Origin of the sequence: Actinobacillus genomosp. 1, from assembly GCF_029774175.1 — a bacterium.
GTDB lineage: Bacteria > Pseudomonadota > Gammaproteobacteria > Enterobacterales > Pasteurellaceae > Actinobacillus.
On sequence record NZ_CP103834.1, the window covers coordinates 1993806 to 2010758 of the forward strand.

The 16953-nt window shown below is 39.7% G+C and carries 15 protein-coding genes; all 15 read left to right on the plus strand.

Annotated elements, in window-relative coordinates:
* The first annotated feature begins 57 nt into the window (after window positions 1–57).
* Window positions 58–1308, plus strand: a complete 1251-nt coding sequence (locus NYR63_RS09295; RefSeq protein ID WP_279457260.1) for a beta-ketoacyl-ACP synthase — start codon at window positions 58–60, stop codon at window positions 1306–1308.
* Window positions 1308–2219 (plus strand): dialkylrecorsinol condensing enzyme, encoded by a 912-nt coding sequence (locus tag NYR63_RS09300; RefSeq protein WP_279457263.1) that lies wholly within the window; start codon window positions 1308–1310, stop codon window positions 2217–2219. Before NYR63_RS09295 ends, NYR63_RS09300 begins: the two co-directional genes overlap by 1 nt.
* A 72-nt stretch (window positions 2220–2291) precedes the next feature.
* Window positions 2292–3446 carry a beta-ketoacyl-ACP synthase III gene (locus NYR63_RS09305; protein ID WP_279457264.1) on the plus strand — a complete coding sequence of 385 codons (1155 nt, stop codon included), beginning with the start codon at window positions 2292–2294 and terminating at the stop codon, window positions 3444–3446.
* An 86-nt stretch (window positions 3447–3532) separates the two neighbouring features.
* The gene (locus NYR63_RS09310) at window positions 3533–3910 is read left to right on the plus strand and encodes a hypothetical protein (protein WP_279457266.1); all 378 of its coding nucleotides are present in this window, start codon (window positions 3533–3535) and stop codon (window positions 3908–3910) included.
* Window positions 3911–3927: 17 nt separating this feature from the next.
* Window positions 3928–4989, plus strand: a complete 1062-nt coding sequence (locus tag NYR63_RS09315; RefSeq protein ID WP_279457270.1) for an ankyrin repeat domain-containing protein — start codon at window positions 3928–3930, stop codon at window positions 4987–4989.
* Window positions 4986–5972 (plus strand): BtrH N-terminal domain-containing protein, encoded by a 987-nt coding sequence (locus tag NYR63_RS09320; protein ID WP_279457271.1) that lies wholly within the window; start codon window positions 4986–4988, stop codon window positions 5970–5972. Before NYR63_RS09315 ends, NYR63_RS09320 begins: the two co-directional genes overlap by 4 nt.
* 48 nt (window positions 5973–6020) lie before the next feature.
* Window positions 6021–6527: a transposase gene (locus NYR63_RS09325; protein ID WP_279457272.1), complete on the plus strand. Its 507-nt coding sequence runs from the start codon at window positions 6021–6023 to the stop codon at window positions 6525–6527.
* A 38-nt stretch (window positions 6528–6565) separates the two neighbouring features.
* Window positions 6566–7288, plus strand: coding sequence for an ABC transporter ATP-binding protein (locus NYR63_RS09330; protein WP_279457273.1), 723 nt, complete (start codon window positions 6566–6568; stop codon window positions 7286–7288).
* On the plus strand, window positions 7282–8526 hold the full coding sequence (locus NYR63_RS09335) for an ABC transporter permease (RefSeq protein ID WP_279457274.1): 1245 nt from the start codon (window positions 7282–7284) through the stop codon (window positions 8524–8526). The genes NYR63_RS09330 and NYR63_RS09335 overlap by 7 nt, the downstream gene beginning before the upstream one ends.
* A 52-nt stretch (window positions 8527–8578) precedes the next feature.
* Window positions 8579–11563, plus strand: coding sequence for a type I restriction endonuclease subunit R (locus tag NYR63_RS09340; protein ID WP_279457275.1), 2985 nt, complete (start codon window positions 8579–8581; stop codon window positions 11561–11563).
* An 18-nt stretch (window positions 11564–11581) separates the two neighbouring features.
* Complete coding sequence (locus NYR63_RS09345; protein ID WP_279457277.1) at window positions 11582–12022, plus strand: DUF6978 family protein; 441 nt, start codon at window positions 11582–11584, stop codon at window positions 12020–12022.
* The gene (locus NYR63_RS09350) at window positions 12019–12786 is read left to right on the plus strand and encodes a DUF1829 domain-containing protein (protein WP_279457278.1); all 768 of its coding nucleotides are present in this window, start codon (window positions 12019–12021) and stop codon (window positions 12784–12786) included. The genes NYR63_RS09345 and NYR63_RS09350 overlap by 4 nt, the downstream gene beginning before the upstream one ends.
* Window position 12787: 1 nt before the next feature.
* Window positions 12788–14050 (plus strand): restriction endonuclease subunit S, encoded by a 1263-nt coding sequence (locus tag NYR63_RS09355; protein WP_279457279.1) that lies wholly within the window; start codon window positions 12788–12790, stop codon window positions 14048–14050.
* Complete coding sequence (locus tag NYR63_RS09360; protein ID WP_279457280.1) at window positions 14051–15178, plus strand: AAA family ATPase; 1128 nt, start codon at window positions 14051–14053, stop codon at window positions 15176–15178.
* Between the two features lie 160 nt (window positions 15179–15338).
* Window positions 15339–16946 (plus strand): type I restriction-modification system subunit M, encoded by a 1608-nt coding sequence (locus NYR63_RS09365; RefSeq protein ID WP_279457281.1) that lies wholly within the window; start codon window positions 15339–15341, stop codon window positions 16944–16946.
* Window positions 16947–16953 lie beyond the last annotated feature (7 nt).

Genomic DNA, 16953 nt, shown 5'->3' on the forward strand with positions numbered 1-16953 from the left:
CGAAATATATGAATTGTAGGGATGGGTCCTGTGCCCGTCCGAAAAAATGGAAATATTATGCAAACAAAACGAGTAGTTATCACAGGTATTGGTGCCGTAACCGCTTTTGGGCGAACCTGGTCTGAAATCAAAGCGGCTTTTCAGCGCAAAGAAAATGCCGTACAAAATATGGGCTGGCAGGATAAATATCCTGAATTGGAAGCTCAATTAGGTGCACCTGTGCCAAATTATGCACCACCAAGTCATTGGAATCGTAAGCAACTTCGCAGTATGGGGCGTGTTTCACAGTTATGTGTAGATGCTGCTGAGCAAGCTTTAACAAATGCAGGTTTGCTAAAAGATGGAGAAATTTCACCGCTTGTTCTTAATGGCAATATGGGTGTTGCAAGTGGTTCTAGCACTGGTTCGACTGTAGATGTGCGAGATATGGCAGAATTACTGATGACAGGTAAATCTGATACCTTCAATGCCAGCACCTATGTTCGAGCGATGCCTCACACCACTACGGCAAATATCGGTATTTTCTTCGGCTTGCAAGGGCGAATTATCCCCACGTCAAGTGCTTGCTCATCAGGCTCACAGGGCATTGGTTATGCCTATGAGGCGATTAAATACGGTATGATCCCCATGATGTTAGCTGGCGGTGGCGAAGAATTTTGCCCGTCTGAGGTGTATGTTTTCGACAGCCTTTATGCGGCAAGTCGTAACAACGATAATCCGAAAGGTACTCCTCGCCCTTATGATAAGGAGCGTGATGGTTTAGTCATTGGCGAAGGGGCGGGCATTTTCGTATTAGAAGAACTAGAACACGCTCTAGCACGTGGTGCAAACATTATTGCAGAGATAGTGGGTTACGGTGCAAATAGTGATGGCAGCCACGTTACCCAACCCCAAGCCAGCACAATGCAATGCTGTATGGAAATCGCCTTAAAAGACGCAGGTATTGAGCCTTCACAAATTGGTTATGTGAATGGACACGGCACAGCAACGGAAAAAGGCGACATTGCTGAAACCCAAGCTACCTCAGCCGTGTTTGGCAACCGAGTAGCGATTAGCTCACAAAAAAGTTACCTTGGGCATACGCTCGGTGCGTGCGGTGCATTAGAAAGTTGGTTCAGCATTGAAATGATGCGAGACGGTTGGTTTGCACCAACGCTCAATCTTGAAAATGTGGACGAACGCTGTGGAGACTTAGATTATATTCGAGGCGATGGTAAAGCTATTCAAACCGATTATGTGATGAATAACAACTTCGCTTTTGGTGGCGTGAATACTTCCCTTATTTTTAAACGTTGGACAGGGTGCTAATGGCGAAAAAAATTCTTTTAGTCAGTTATTCACAAACAGGGCAACTTACTCGCTTGGCGGAAAGTTTTGTAAAACCATTGCAAAATCAACCGCACTTTTCCGTTGAACATTGCCAACTTCAACCGCAAACCGCTTACGGCTTTCCGTGGCGGTTTCTGCCGTTTTTTAATACCTTTCCTGAAACGGTACATTTACAACCAGCCCCCATTCAGCCAGTACAATTTGCCAGTGAAAAGTACGACTTAGTCATCATCGCTTACACGGTCTGGTTTCTCTCGCCAAGCCAACCGATTACCGCTTTTTTGCAATCGGATTCGGCGAAAAAAATTCTGCAAGACACCCCTGTGATCACGCTGATTGGCTGCCGTAATATGTGGCTACAAGCTCAAGAAAAAATGAAAAAACTGCTTGCCGATTGTAGAGCGAACCTGATTGGCAACGTAGTAAAAGTGGATCAATCAAACGACTGGGCGAGCTTTATTACCACGCCACTTTGGATGATGACGGGCAAGAAAAAAGTGGGTAATTTACCGAGTGCAGGGATTGCGGAAAGTGAAATCCAAGATGCTTCTCGCTTTGGTGAAAAACTTTTGCAAACTTTTAATGAAAATCGACCGCTTGATCAGACCATTTTCCAAGGAATGGGCGCAGTGAAAATTGATGAAAAATTGATGATGAGCGAAAAAGTCGGGGCAAGAAGTTTCCATATTTGGGGCAAATTGCTGATAAAGTGCGGTCAAATTTCCCCAAGTTTACGCAAGTTCATTTTATGTTTTTATATTGTGTTTCTAGTGGCAATGATTTTAACTGTTGTACCGATTTCATCGGTGATAAAACGTTTACTTAAACCGTTGTTACAAAAGAAATTGGATGAGCAGAAAAAATATTATGCTCAACTTTCTGGAGAATAATATGTAGGGGCAGGTCTTGTGCCTGCCCGAGAATATTTGATAAAACAGACGGGTACAGGACCTGTCCCTACAATGAATTCGAATAAAATGCAAAACGTCTATATCAATAAAATTTCTGCGTTCTTACCTAATGCTCCCGTTTCAAACGATGAAATGGAAGCGGTACTTGGTATGGTGGGGGAAACACCGTCTCGAGTGCGTAAAATGATCCTACGTTCAAACGGTATTCAGCAACGTTATTATGCGATTGATCCAAAAACTCGCCAAGCGACACATACCAGCACTGAACTTGCGGTGCAAGCGGTCAAAAACTTAGGGATTTCTGCAAGTGAATTTACCAGTCTTGCGGTAGGCACGTCTTACCCAGACCAAATTTTGCCAGGGCAAGGCGTAATGGTACACGGCTTGCTTGAAAATGCTCCGCCAATGGAAGTGATGTCAATGTCTGGTGTCTGTGCAGCGGGTATGGCGGCGATGAAACACGCTTTCAATGCGGTTCGTACAGGGGAACACCAATGTGCGGTAGCGGTAGCCTCCGAATGTGCCTCTGCGATTATGCGTAGTGAAAATTTCAAGGCGGAAGCCGACAGCAAATTGCTTGAAAATGCGAGACCAGAAATCGGTTTTGAAAAAGATTTCTTGCGTTGGATGTTATCGGACGGTGCAGGGGCAGTGGCACTTTCCAATCAACCGAATGTGAAAGGTTTGAGTTTCAAAATTGACTGGATTGAATTGGTTTCTTTCGCCAATGAAATGCCTGTGTGTATGTACGCAGGTGGCGATGTGCAAGATGGTAAATTTGTGAGCTGGAAATCCGTCTCGCAAGCGGAGCGTGACGCACAAAGTTTTATGGCAATTAAGCAAGATGTGAAATTACTGAACGAAAACATCGTACGTTGCACTGTGGAAAATGCTCTCAAGCGGTTGATTTCAAAATATAATTTGCAAGCAGAAAATATTGACTATTTCTTACCGCACTATTCATCAGGTTTCTTCCGAGACCGCTTGTTAGATGGCTTACGTAATATCAATTTTGAAATTCCGCAAGAAAAATGGTTCACCAACCTGACTTATTGCGGCAACACAGGTTCTGCTTCGATTTACATTATTTTGGAAGAATTTGTCCGCACTTTCCCACTCAAATCAGGGCAAAAAGTGCTGTGTTATGTGCCAGAAAGTGGGCGTTTTTCAAGTTGTTTTATGTTGTTAGAAGTGATAACGAAATAAATGATTTGTAGGGGCGGGGCCTGTGCCCGCCCGAATATCAACGAGAGTTTACGGACGGGCACAGGACCCGCCCCTACGAGCAATATATGGAAATTAAAGACATTCCCCAAGACGACAGCAAAATTTTCCAAGGACAGCGTAAAGTGATTTACGCCACCCGCAACGGCAAATTTGAAGCAGGCACTAGCACAGGCTGGCAAGCGGAAGAATTTGCCACCGAACAAGCCGTGGACGAACTCAACCAATTGACTGAACAGGCACTACAAGCAGTCAAAAATGGCGAAAAATCGGTTATTTACTACCTAATGTACAAAAACCGCTACGACCTACAAACCCTCTCCCAAGCCACCGGCTTCTGGCAATGGCAAATCAAACGGCATTTTAGACCGGAGGTTTTTGCAAGGTTGAATGAGAAAGTGTTGGAGAAATATTCAATGGTTTTCCCATTGAATATGGATGAGTAGAAAATTAAGGAGTTGATATGAAGGATGAGATTTTACCTAGAAATTTTCAGGAAATTATTAATACGGGAGATATTAATTTACTCCAAGATGTTTTTCAGGAATGTGATATTAATGCTTTTTCTGATTATATAACAAGGAAACCAGCATTGTCATATCGCAACATTCCTATTTTATTTGCACAATGGCTCATTGAAAATGGCGCTGATGTTAATGCAACAACTAATGAGGATATGACACCATTACACTATCAAACGATGTATCTATCTGATGTAGATATATTAGATTTATTGATTGCTAATGGCGCTGATATTCACGCTCTTGATCGCCATAAAAATACACCGTTACATTATGCTTTAAATCCAGTAAAGGCAGAATTATTACTAAAGCACGGTGCTAATCCTACGCAAGAAAATTTATATGGAGAAATGCCTTTAGAAGCCATTTTTTCTCGTTGTGGAGGGTATCCAGCTATCTGTGATTTATCAGAATCATCTGAACTTCTTATACAAAATAAAAACGTTATAACAGAGGATATGGTAAATATAGCCAATGAAATTTGTATAGATGCTGAAAGGTATAAAAACTATTTTGATGAAAAAGATTTGTTAAATGTCGAAAAAAGTATTCTTTTATTACGTAAATTATTTGATGTAACTCCTGTGTTAGACCCAAAACATTTTAATAACTTACCCAAAGTTATTGTTCTTAATGGGAAAACACATTCGGAGAAATATAATGAGTTGTGGCATTTATTGGTGCCTAAAAAAGGAGCTGCAAGCACTGTTCAAGGTGAAATTATTAGGATTGTCAGCAGAGTTAGTGATGAAATTAATTGTAATGGTGGTATGAATTGGGATAAACATTATAAGCAAATGTTAGATTTTTTAATTAAAACGTTTAAAACAGGAAATAGCTTAAACAAAGAAGATATTCTATTTTGTAGAGAAATTAAGAAAGAATTGAATGCAACTAAAAATTGTGAACAAGATAAATTAGAACATTTATCTTTATTGGCTGTTATGTGGGTTATGAATAACCCAAGCTTAATTCAATTAACTAATGTGACATATTCTCGATGACTAGATTTACCCACCAACACACCGCCCATTGCGAAAGTGGTGTGATGTCCACGCTGTTGAAATCGCACGGGGTGGATTTTAACGAAGCGATGGTTTTCGGGCTGGCTTCGGCTCTGATGTTTGTCTATCTGCCGATTATCAAAGTCAGCGGAATGCCGTTGATTTCTTACCGTATGCCACCGAAGCACATTATCAAAAAAGTGTCGAAATTGCTGAAAGTGCGGTTGAAAATGCAGAAGTTTTCTAATGAAATGGCAGGGCAAATGGCATTAGATCAGGCATTGCAGAACGGAAAATTAGTCGGTTTGCAGACATCGGTTTTTTGGTTGCCTTATTTTCCGCCTGAAATGCGTTTCCACTTTAATGCACATAATTTATTGGTGTATGGCAAAGCGCAAGATGAGTATTTAATTAGCGATCCCGTGTTTGAAACCGTGCAACGCTGTGCAGTGCAAGATTTGCAAAAAGCCCGTTTTGCTAAAGGTGCATTGGCGGCAAAAGGGCTAATGTATTATTTCGAGCAAACACCTGATTTTTCGCAAATTGACTTGCCTACGTTGGTTCGCAAGGCAATCCGTAAACAAGCGAAACAAATGCTTGCGCCGCTGTTTTTTGTTGGCGTGAAAGGCATTCGCACTGTGGCAAAATCTATCGAAAATCTCGCTGTTTGCAAAAAAGGCGAAAAATATAACCGCTTGTATCTTGGGCATATCGTGAGAATGCAAGAAGAAATCGGCACAGGTGGCGCGGGTTTCCGTTATCTCTATGCTTATTTCTTAGAACAAGCCTCCGAAATTTGCAATGAACCTAAATTTAAACAAGCTTCCCAACAAATGACTGAAATCGGCGACCAATGGCGAGAGTTTGCCACCCTGTGCGTAAAACAATGCCGCAAGCCGAGTGCGGAAGGATATAAAGAAGTAGCGGAGTTTTTAAGGGGGATTGCGGAGAGGGAAGAAGAATTATGGAGAATGTTGAAATAATTGTAGGGGCGGGTCCTGTGCCCGCCCGAAATAATTGCCGAAACAGATATGAATAAACAACATTTACCACGTCGTAAAATTATCCGTTTACAACATTATGATTATTCCGAAAATGGATTATATTTCATCACTATTTGCGTGCAAGATCGTTTATGTTTATTCGGCAAGATTCTGAATGAGAAAATGGAATTAAATCCTGCTGGTAAAATGGTTGAGACTTGTTATTTGGAATTGGAACAATATTTTCCTACAGTAAAATGTTTGGATTATGTGATTATGCCTAATCATATCCATTTTATTCTTCAGCTTGAAAATGCTATACATCTACCTCGTTATTCATTATTTGATGTGATTCAACGTTTTAAATCTCGAACGAATGTTGAATATATTAAAAATGTGAAACAAAAGAATTGGCAGCCTTTTAATAAGAGGTTATGGCAACGTAGTTATTATGAACATATTGTGCGAGATGAAAAAGATTATTTGATAATTGCGGAATATATTGAGCATAACCCGTTACATTGGGCGTTGGATAAATTGTATATAGCAGAATAATTTCGGGCGGGCACAGGACCCGCCCCTACGGAAGATTAATGATTGAAATAAATAACCTAAACCACCAATACCCCAACGCTCAAACACAGGCGTTACGCAATGTGAACTTACACATCCCCCAAGGCTCTGCCATTGGTTTACTCGGTCCAAATGGGGCGGGTAAAACGACCTTGATGTCGTTACTCGCTGGCTTGCAGTCGGTACAGCAAGGCGAGATTTTATTTGAAGGCGTGCCGTTTGAGAAATTGTCGAAACAGCAACGTCATCAGATTTCATTAGTGCCGCAGGATTTTGCCTTTTATCCGCTTTTAACGGTATGGGAAAATCTGAAATTCTTCGCCGCACTTTATGACATTTCCGATAAAAATTGGCTGTTTGAATTGTTGGAAAAAACGGGGCTGACAACTCATAAATCCAAACTAGCAAAACACCTTTCGGGTGGTTTGAAACGCCGTTTAAATTTTGCCATTGGTTTGATTAATCGCCCGAAAGTGATTTTTTTGGACGAAATCACGGTGGGGATTGATCCGCAATCTCGCCAGTTTATTCTCAATAGCGTGGCGGAGCTGACTAAACAAGGGGTAACGGTGATTTATACATCGCATTACTTGCAAGAAATTGAGCAACTTTGTTCACAGTTAGTGCTGCTAAATGAAGGGAAATTGATTTATCAAGGCGATTTGCAAGAAATTATCGGTAATCAACCGCTTGAGAAGTTTTATTTGGATTTTTTAGATAAGCAGGTAGGAACAAGGTGCTAATTGCTTCGATTTTTAAAGAACTTCGCTTATTAAGTCGTGATTTACACGGTGTGGCAGTGCTGTTTATTATGCCGATTTTGTTTATGTTGATTATGTCAGCGGCATTGAGTAATGAGAATGAACTCAGCCAAGATGCGCCGATAGTCTTATTAGCTGAACCGAACAATCCGTTAAATGAAGCATTTTTTCAGAAATTGAAAGCGGAAAAGCTTAATATTCAACAGGCGGATATTGCAGAGCTGGCAAGGTATCAAGCTGCATTACAAGCGGGCGAATTTGAGTTATTAATTGCAAATATCAACCAAAAATCGACCGCACTTTCAGATGAAAAAACGTTAGCGTTGTGGCTTAATCCAAGTGTTGATCGTGGTTGGCTATTAGGTGTGAAAGGTGTGTTACAAAAACATTACACCCAATTGCGTTTAGATCAATATATGGCGGACAATAAGATTACGCTAAAAAATAATAAACAGAAGCAAATCAAAGAGATAGAGAAAAAGGTTAATCAGGATTTAGATAAAAAATTTGCTCAAATTAATGACTATCTTGCGAAAGATTTGTGGCAAGAAATCTATCTGAACCGCCAAGGTAAGGAAGTTGCAAAACCTAACTCGGTACAACATAGTGTGCCTGCGTGGCTGATTTTCGGGATGTTTTTTATTATGATTCCGCTTTCTAATGTAATGGCGATGGAGCGACAAACCAATACCATTACTAGGTTACGAATGGCAAGAGCCTCCGCATTTAAACTGATTGTAGCGAAGTTGATTCCTTATTTCTTGATTAACCAACTGCAATTTGTCGGAATGGTATCATTAGGCTATTTTGTCTTGCCTCGCTTTGAAATGCCTGCTTTTTCACTGATTGGCGAGTGGTGGCACTATACGGTATTAGCGATGGCGGTGAGTTTGTCTGCGCTTGGTTATGGGCTATTTATTAGTGTAGTGGCTCGTACTACCGAACACGCTGTGGTGTTAGGTGGTGGCGGTATTATCATTATGGCGGCGATTGGTGGCATTATGGTGCCAACTTATGTCATGCCAGAAATTATGCAAACTATCGCCGAGTTTTCGCCAATGGGCTGGGCGTTAAGCGGTTTCCAAAATCTATTGTTGAACCAATATGAATTACCGCAAATTGCAAATTATTTGACAAAATTGACCGCTTTTGGTGTTGTGATGATCGGGCTTGCCGCCTTGATTTATCAGAGACAATTAAGAACGCAGGTAAGATTTTAATACTGAATTTCTGTTATTATATGAAATAAGGAGTTAATACAGAGCTGTTATTATGAAAACCGAATCCCAAATCGAACAAAATCTCATCAATAAACTTCGAGATTTGAAATACGTTTACCGCGAGGACATTCGCGATAAAAAAACGTTAGAAGATAATTTCCGTGAAAAATTCGAAGCCTTGAATCGGGTGAAGCTGACCGATTCGGAGTTTGCGCGTTTGCGGGACGGTATTATCACTTCTGATGTTTTTGCGGCGGCGAAAACGTTGCGTGAGCGCAATACGTTTATGCGGGAAGACAGTACGCCGTTGCAGTATACCTTAGTGAATATTAAAGACTGGTGTAAAAACGATTTTGAAGTCATCAACCAACTGCGTATCAATACAAATAACAGCTACCATCGTTATGATGTGATTCTGTTGATCAACGGCGTACCTGTAGTGCAAATCGAGCTGAAAACATTGCAAATTACGCCGCGTAAGGCGATGGAACAAATTATTGAATATAAAAATGATGTCGGTAACGGCTATACCAATTCTTTGCTTTGTTTTATGCAGCTTTTTATCGTCAGCAATGAGCGAAACACCTACTATTTTTCCAATAATCATCAGCAGCATTTTAATTTTAATGCCAATGAAAATTTCTTGCCAATTTATCAGCTTGCCGATGAATCCAATAAAAAAATTGTTCATTTACACAGCTTTGCCGAAGCCTTTTTAGAAAAATGTACTTTAGGTCGAATGATTAGCCGTTATATGGTGTTGGTAGCCAGTGAGCAAAAGCTACTTGTAATGCGTCCGTATCAGATTTATGCGGTAAAAGCCATAGTGGACTGTATTCATCAACATCGTGGTAACGGTTATATTTGGCACACGACGGGCAGTGGTAAAACATTAACATCTTTTAAAGCCTCTACGTTGTTAAAGGATAATCCAGATATTGATAAATGTTTGTTTGTCGTAGATCGCAAGGATCTTGACCGCCAGACCCGTGAGGAATTTAATAAATTTCAGGAAGGGTGTGTAGAAGAAAATACCAATACGGAAACGTTGGTGCAACGTTTGCTTTCTGACGATTACAGCGATAAGGTTATTGTCACCACCATTCAGAAATTAGGGTTGGCATTAAACGGCAAGAACGGGCAAAAAACTAAGCAATCTTCTTATAAAGCACAGTTAGAATCTCTACGCAATAAACGGGTTGTGTTCATTTTTGACGAATGTCACCGTTCTCAATTCGGTGATAATCATAAGGCAATTCGAGAATTTTTCCCGAATGCACAATTATTCGGCTTCACCGGTACGCCGATTTTTGACGAAAATGCAACCTATAAAAAAATTGACGGAACGGAAGCAAGCTATAAAACGACGGAATCCGTATTTGAAAAGCAACTACACGCTTATACGATCACCAATGCCATTGATGACGAGAACGTGTTGAAATTCCATATAGACTATTTTAAACCTGAAGAAGGTAAAAGAGCGAAAGCAGGTGATAGCATTTCCCGTCAGGCTGTTGCGGAATCTATTTTGGAAAAGCACGATGTAGCAACAGATTCGCGTCGTTTTAATGCCATTTTAGCCACATCTTCCATTGATAATGCTATTGAATATTACGAGCTGTTTAAAACGCTTCAACAGAATAAATTGGCGGAAAGTGATGATTATCAGCCGCTAAATATAGCCTGTGTATTTTCGCCACCTGCCGAAGGCAATAAAGATATTCAGCAAATTCAAGAAGATTTGCCACAGGAGCAACAAGACAATCAAGAAGCACCTGATGAAAAGAAAGCCGCGTTAAAAACCATTATTGCCGATTACAATCAACAATACGGCACGAATTTCAGCATCGGCGAATTTGACGGTTATTATCAGGATGTACAACAACGAATAAAAGATCAGAAATATAATAATCAGGATTATCCGCATAAAAACAAAATCGATATTACGATTGTGGTGGATATGTTACTGACGGGATTTGATTCTAAATATTTAAATACGCTGTATGTCGATAAAAACCTGAAACATCACGGACTGATTCAAGCCTTTTCACGCACTAATCGCGTACTAAACGGTTCCAAGCCGTATGGTAATATTTTAGATTTTCGCGGACAGGAAGCGTCGGTAGATGAAGCCATTGCAATGTTCTCCGGTTCTGATAAGGAAAAGGCACAGGAAATTTGGTTGGTGGATCCTGCCGAAATTGTCATTAACAAGCTCAAAAGTGCGGTCGAAAATTTAAATGATTTTATGCAATCACAAGGTTTAAGTTGTGAAGCGCATGAAGTGCCTAACTTAAAAGGCGATTCAGCACGGAGTGCATTTATCAACTATTTCAAAGAAGTGCAACGTTTCAAAACCCAACTCGGGCAATATACGGATTTAACCGAAGCACAAAAAGAAACCATTGAAGCCGTAATGCCGGAAGACGAACAGCGGGCATTTAAAGGGGCTTATTTGGATTTGGCGGTTCGTTTAAAAGCGCAGCAAGAGGATAATAAACTTTCCCAACAATTACCGTCAGAAGTAGAACAGTTGGACTTTGAGTTTGTTTTATTTGCCTCCGCTTTGATTGATTACGACTACATCATGCGTTTAATCGCCCGTAGTACGCAGAAAACGAAAAAACAGCAGATGACACGTGATCAATTGGTGAATTTAGTGTCATCCAGTGCCAACCTGATAGACGAACGCGATGACATTATTCGCTATATTGACAACCTGCAAGCGGGCGTACCGTTAAGCGAGCAAGAAGTGCGGGACGGTTACCGCCGATTCCGATCTGCAAAATTGGACGAAAATTTGACCGCTTGCGCAGTGAAGCACGGCATTGAGCAGGCATCTTTACAAGCCTTTATCGACCGTATCTTGAATCGAATGATTTTTGACGGCGAACAGCTCAGTGATTTATTGGCACCGCTCAATTTAAAATGGCGCGAACGTACGCAAAAAGAATTAGCGTTAATGGAAGATTTGGTTCCGCTACTGAAAAAAATGGCGGAAGGACGCGAAATTTCAGGGTTGAATGCATATGAGTAAGAACCTAAGGACTCATCAATGATTGATTTAACACAACAAGAAGCCGATGCTTTATTAACATTGAAAAAATATTATTTTGAAACGGATATTCTCCAATTCCCTGATTTAGGTGGAACTTTAAGATTAGTTTTACATTCGTTGGATAAACGGGAAGAATTTAATTTGGATATAACCCGAGGGAAAATCTCTTTAGCGAAAAATACCTTCCAAACCAGAGCGAGAAAAGCCATTGTTTTGGTTAGATTAGATATTTTAGGTCCTCCACATCGTAATCCTGATGGAGAAGAAGTGGAATGTCCGCATATTCATTTATATCGGGAAGGGTTCGGCGACAAATGGGCGTATCCGTTGCCTAATGAGTTAAAAGGTATTGGAGATATGTATGAATTATTAGACAAATTTATGGATTATTGCCATATTATCGGCAAGCCGACGATTGAAAGAGGGTTATTCACGTGATAAATGAAATTCAAAGATTGATTGATCAATATACCCTTTGGTTAAAAGACAAAACGGTATTACGTGAAATTAACGAAGACTGGATCGAAATAACAACGCCGCATTTAGATCGTCACAACGATTGTTTGCAATTTTATATCCGTAAAGAAAATAACGGCTATGTATTAAGTGATGACGGCTATATTATTAACGATCTTATCAGCTCAGGTTGTGCATTGGACACCCCTAAGCGAAGAGAACTACTAAAAACAACATTGGCAGGTTTTGGTGTACAACTCAACGGCGACGAATTATTACTAAAAGCGACACCTGACAATTTTTCCCTCAAGAAACATAATTTTTTACAGGCAATGTTGGCGGTAAACGATCTTTTCTTTTTGGCGTCGCCTTACGTTTCCAGTCTGTTTTATGAAGATGTCACACAATGGCTTGATTTGGCGGATATTCGTTATACGCCGAAAGTGAAATTTACAGGCAAAAGCGGTTATGACCATATGTTTGATTTTATTGTGCCGAAATCCCGCAAACAGCCGGAACGCATTATTCAAGCCATCAATAGTCCGAAAAAAGATGCTGCCGAAGCGATGGTGTTTAAATGGTTGGATACCAAAGACGTGAGACCAGCCGAGGCGCAACTGTTTGCTTTTTTAAATGACAGTGCGAATGATGTATCGCATTCTGTGATTGATGCTTTTAAGAATTATGATTTAACCCCTGTGCTGTGGTCACAGCGTGAAGAAGTTCGAGAGTTATTAGTAGCTTAATATGAAAAATAAAGTAAATGTGCCTGAGTTGAGGTTTCCTGAGTTTCAAGGGGATTGGGAAATAAAATCATTAAGTTCTATAGGTTTATTTATTCGAGGTATAACGTATTCATCAGATGATGTTTGCCAAAAAGGATTGTTGGTTTTACGTTCTAGTAATATACAAAATGAGACTTTGATATTAGATAAAGATTTGGTTTTTATTAACAAAGAAGTTCCCTCAGATTTACTTGTAAAGAAAGGGGATGTTGTAATCTGTATGTCTAATGGTAGTAAGATTTTGGTAGGAAAAAATGCAGAATACAAAGGGGACTATCCAGATCTTTTTACTATTGGTGCGTTTTGTTCAATTTTTAGAACAAAATCTGAATATGCAAGGCTGATTTTCAAAACAGAAAATTATAAAAACTTTGTAGAAATGTCTATAAGCGGTGGAAATATAAATAATCTAAGACATTCTGCTCTAGAAAAATTTTATTTTCCTATACCTTTAAATACATTAGAACAACAAAAAATCGCCGATTGTCTTTCTTCTCTTGATGATTTAATCACAGCACAAACGGAAAAAATCACCACGTTACAAACCTATAAAAAAGGCTTAATGCAACAGCTTTTTCCGCAAGAAAGGGAAAGTGTGCCGAAGTTGAGGTTTAGGGAGTTTGAGGGAGATGGAGAGTGGGAGAAAAAAATACTTAGTCAGATTGCAACTATAAATCCATCTAAAGAAAAATTTGATGATGATATGCTAGTTAGTTTCGTACCAATGGCTTCCGTATCAGAAAATGGATATTTGGAAAATTATAAAGTTAAAACTTTCCAAGAAGTCAAAAAAGGATTCACATATTTCCAGAATGAAGACATTATTTTTTCCAAAATTACACCTTGTTTTGAAAATGGTAAAGCAGCTCTTCTTTACGGATTAAAAAATGGAGTTGGATTTGGTAGTACGGAATTTCATGTAATTCGTATGAATAAAAATATTTGTTCTCCAAATTTTTTATTTTCCTATTTGTATAGTGAAAAGTTAATACGAGATGGAAAATTATCTATGACGGGTTCAGCAGGACAACAGCGTGTACCTGTGAAATTTTTTGAGGATTATCAAGTGAATTTACCATCTCTTAAAGAACAACAAAAAATTGCCGATTGCATATCTTCTCTAGATGAACAAATTGCAAAAAATAATGAAAAATTGACCGCTCTTTTAGCGCATAAGAAAGGATTAATGCAGAAATTATTTCCTGCCGTTGATGAGGCAAATTAAATGAGTAATGAATTGGCTTTTTCCGATTTACATCAGGTTGCACAGCATTTACGTGAAAAATTAGAAGAGAAAAAATACATTGTGTTGTTTGCCTATAACGGCACAGGGAAAACTCGGTTATCCATGGCGTTTAAAAATCTCGGGCGTCACGGTGATGAGCGTGACACCTTGTATTTCAATGCGTTTACCGAGGATCTGTTTTCTTGGAATAACGATTTAGAGCGGGATGAAAAGCGGGTGTTGTGCATTAATCAGAATTCCCGTTTTTTTGATGGATTATGGGAACTGGAAATGGAAAACCGCATTCGTCCGCTATTGCAACGTTATGCGGATTTTGATTTTCAGATCAACACGGTGGACTGGACGATTCACTTCTCTCGGGATAATCCAACCGAGGAGGGGACTGAACGGTTTGAAGATATTAAAATTTCGCGCGGTGAGGAGAATATCTTTATTTGGTGCTTTTTCCTTGCCGTCGCACAACTGGCAATTGATCAAGAAGACGGCTCGCCTTATCAATGGGTAAAATATATTTATGTAGATGATCCGATTTCCTCTTTAGATGATAATAATGTCATTGCCGTTGCCGGTCATTTGGCACAATTGCTGAAAAACCAAACGGGAAAAATAAAAACGGTCATTTCTTCGCATCATGCCTTATTTTTTAATGTAGTTTGGAATGAATTAAACGAAAAGAAAAAGCACTTACAGCCCTATTTTCTCAGTTGCAATAAAAGCACGCAAAATTATGTGTTACGTTATACTGGAGATACCCCATTTTTCCATCATGTTGCCTTGCTGAAACAACTGTATGAAGCGGCTGAAACGGGCAAGTTGTTTACCTATCATTTCAATATATTGAGAAGTATTTTAGAAAAAACCGCAACTTTCCACGGCTTTAAGAATTTTTCCGCCTGTATTCAACAGCAAGACGACGACCCTGACGGCGTGGTTTATGCCCGAATAGTGAATGTGCTCAGTCATGGCAACTATTCATTGTATGAACCGCAGGAAATGTTGGAAGAAAACAAACAGTATTTCAAGCAGATACTGACGAATTTTATGCGCAATTATCGGTTTAACCCAGAATTGTTTTCGACAGAAAATGAGAAATCGAATATAAAGTGATTATTTAAAAATAGAAACGATAAATCTATTGAGTTTCGATCATTTTCGTGGCGTCACGAAGATAGTGGGTATTTACACAGTGAATGCTAACTTTTAAATAAACGATAGCTTAAAATTAAGGCATTCCCTATTTTAAGTTCCTTAACAAAACGGTAAAAAAATGACTGAACAACAACTCAACCAACTTGGCGATACGCTTTGGAAAATTGCCGATAAACTGCGCGGGGCAATGAATGCCGACGATTTCCGCGACTATATGCTCTCATTCCTATTTTTGCGTTATCTCTCCGATAATTATGAAGCCGCAGCACAAAAAGAGCTGGGAGCCGATTATCCAAAAACAGAAGCGGAAGATAAACGCACACCGCTTTCTGTTTGGTATGCTGAAAACGCAGAGGATATAGAAGCATTTGAAAAGCAAATGCGGCGTAAAGTCCATTATGTCATTCAGCCGTCGTATTTATGGAGCCATATTGCGGAGCTTGCCCGCACGCAAGATAAGGAATTGCTTGAAACGTTGGAAAGTGGATTTAAATATATTGAAAACGAATCTTTTGACAGTACATTCCAAGGGCTTTTTTCTGAAATTAATCTGAATTCAGAAAAACTGGGGAAAAATTATTTGGATCGAAATGCAAAATTATGCGGCATTATCAGCAAAATTGCCGAAGGCATTGCAAAATTTTCAACTAACAGCGATATTTTAGGTGATGCTTATGAATATTTAATCGGACAATTTGCCGCAGGTTCGGGCAAAAAAGCGGGCGAATTTTATACACCACAACCGATTTCCACTATTTTGTCGGAGATTGTGACCTTAGACGGGCAAGATCCGGCAAGCGGCAAAAAGAAAAAGCTGGAGAAAGTGCTGGATTTTGCTTGCGGCTCAGGTTCGCTGTTACTTAATGTGCGTAAACAGCTCGGCACACACGGTATCGGCAAAATCTACGGACAAGAGAAAAACATCACCACTTACAACTTAGCCCGTATGAATATGCTGTTACACGGCGTGAAAGATTCCGAATTTGAAATCCATCACGGCGATTCATTATTAAACGATTGGGATATTTTGAAAGAAAAGAATCCTGCCAAGAAATTAGAATTCGAAGCGATTGTCGCTAATCCACCTTTTAGTTATCGCTGGGAGCCGACGGAAACACTGGCGGAAGATTTTCGTTTTAAAAACTACGGCTTGGCACCGAAGTCAGCCGCAGATTTCGCTTTTTTATTGCACGGTTTCCATTTTTTAAGCGATCAAGGCACTATGGCAATTATTCTGCCGCACGGCGTGCTATTCCGTGGCGGCGCGGAAGAGCGTATTCGTACAAAGCTGTTGGAAGACGGTAATATTGATACGGTAATCGGGCTTCCCGCTAATTTATTCTTTTCAACAGGCATTCCCGTGTGCATTTTAGTGCTGAAAAAATGCAAAAAGCCTGACGATGTATTATTTATCAATGCAGCGGAATATTTTGAAAAAGGAAAGCGACAAAATCGTTTAACTCAAGAACATATTGATAAGATCGTCGATACGTATCAATTTCGTAAGGAAGAAGAGCGATACTCCCGCTGTGTCTCAATGGAAGAAATTGAGAAAAACGACTATAACTTGAATATTTCAAGATACGTCAGTACAGCGAAACCAGAAGAGAAAATTGATTTGCTTAAAGTGAATCAGGAATTGATTGAGCTAGAAAAACAAATTGAACAGGCAACAGAAAAACACAATCAGTTCTTGAAAGAACTTGGGTTGCCATTGCTTCTTTGATGAGAAA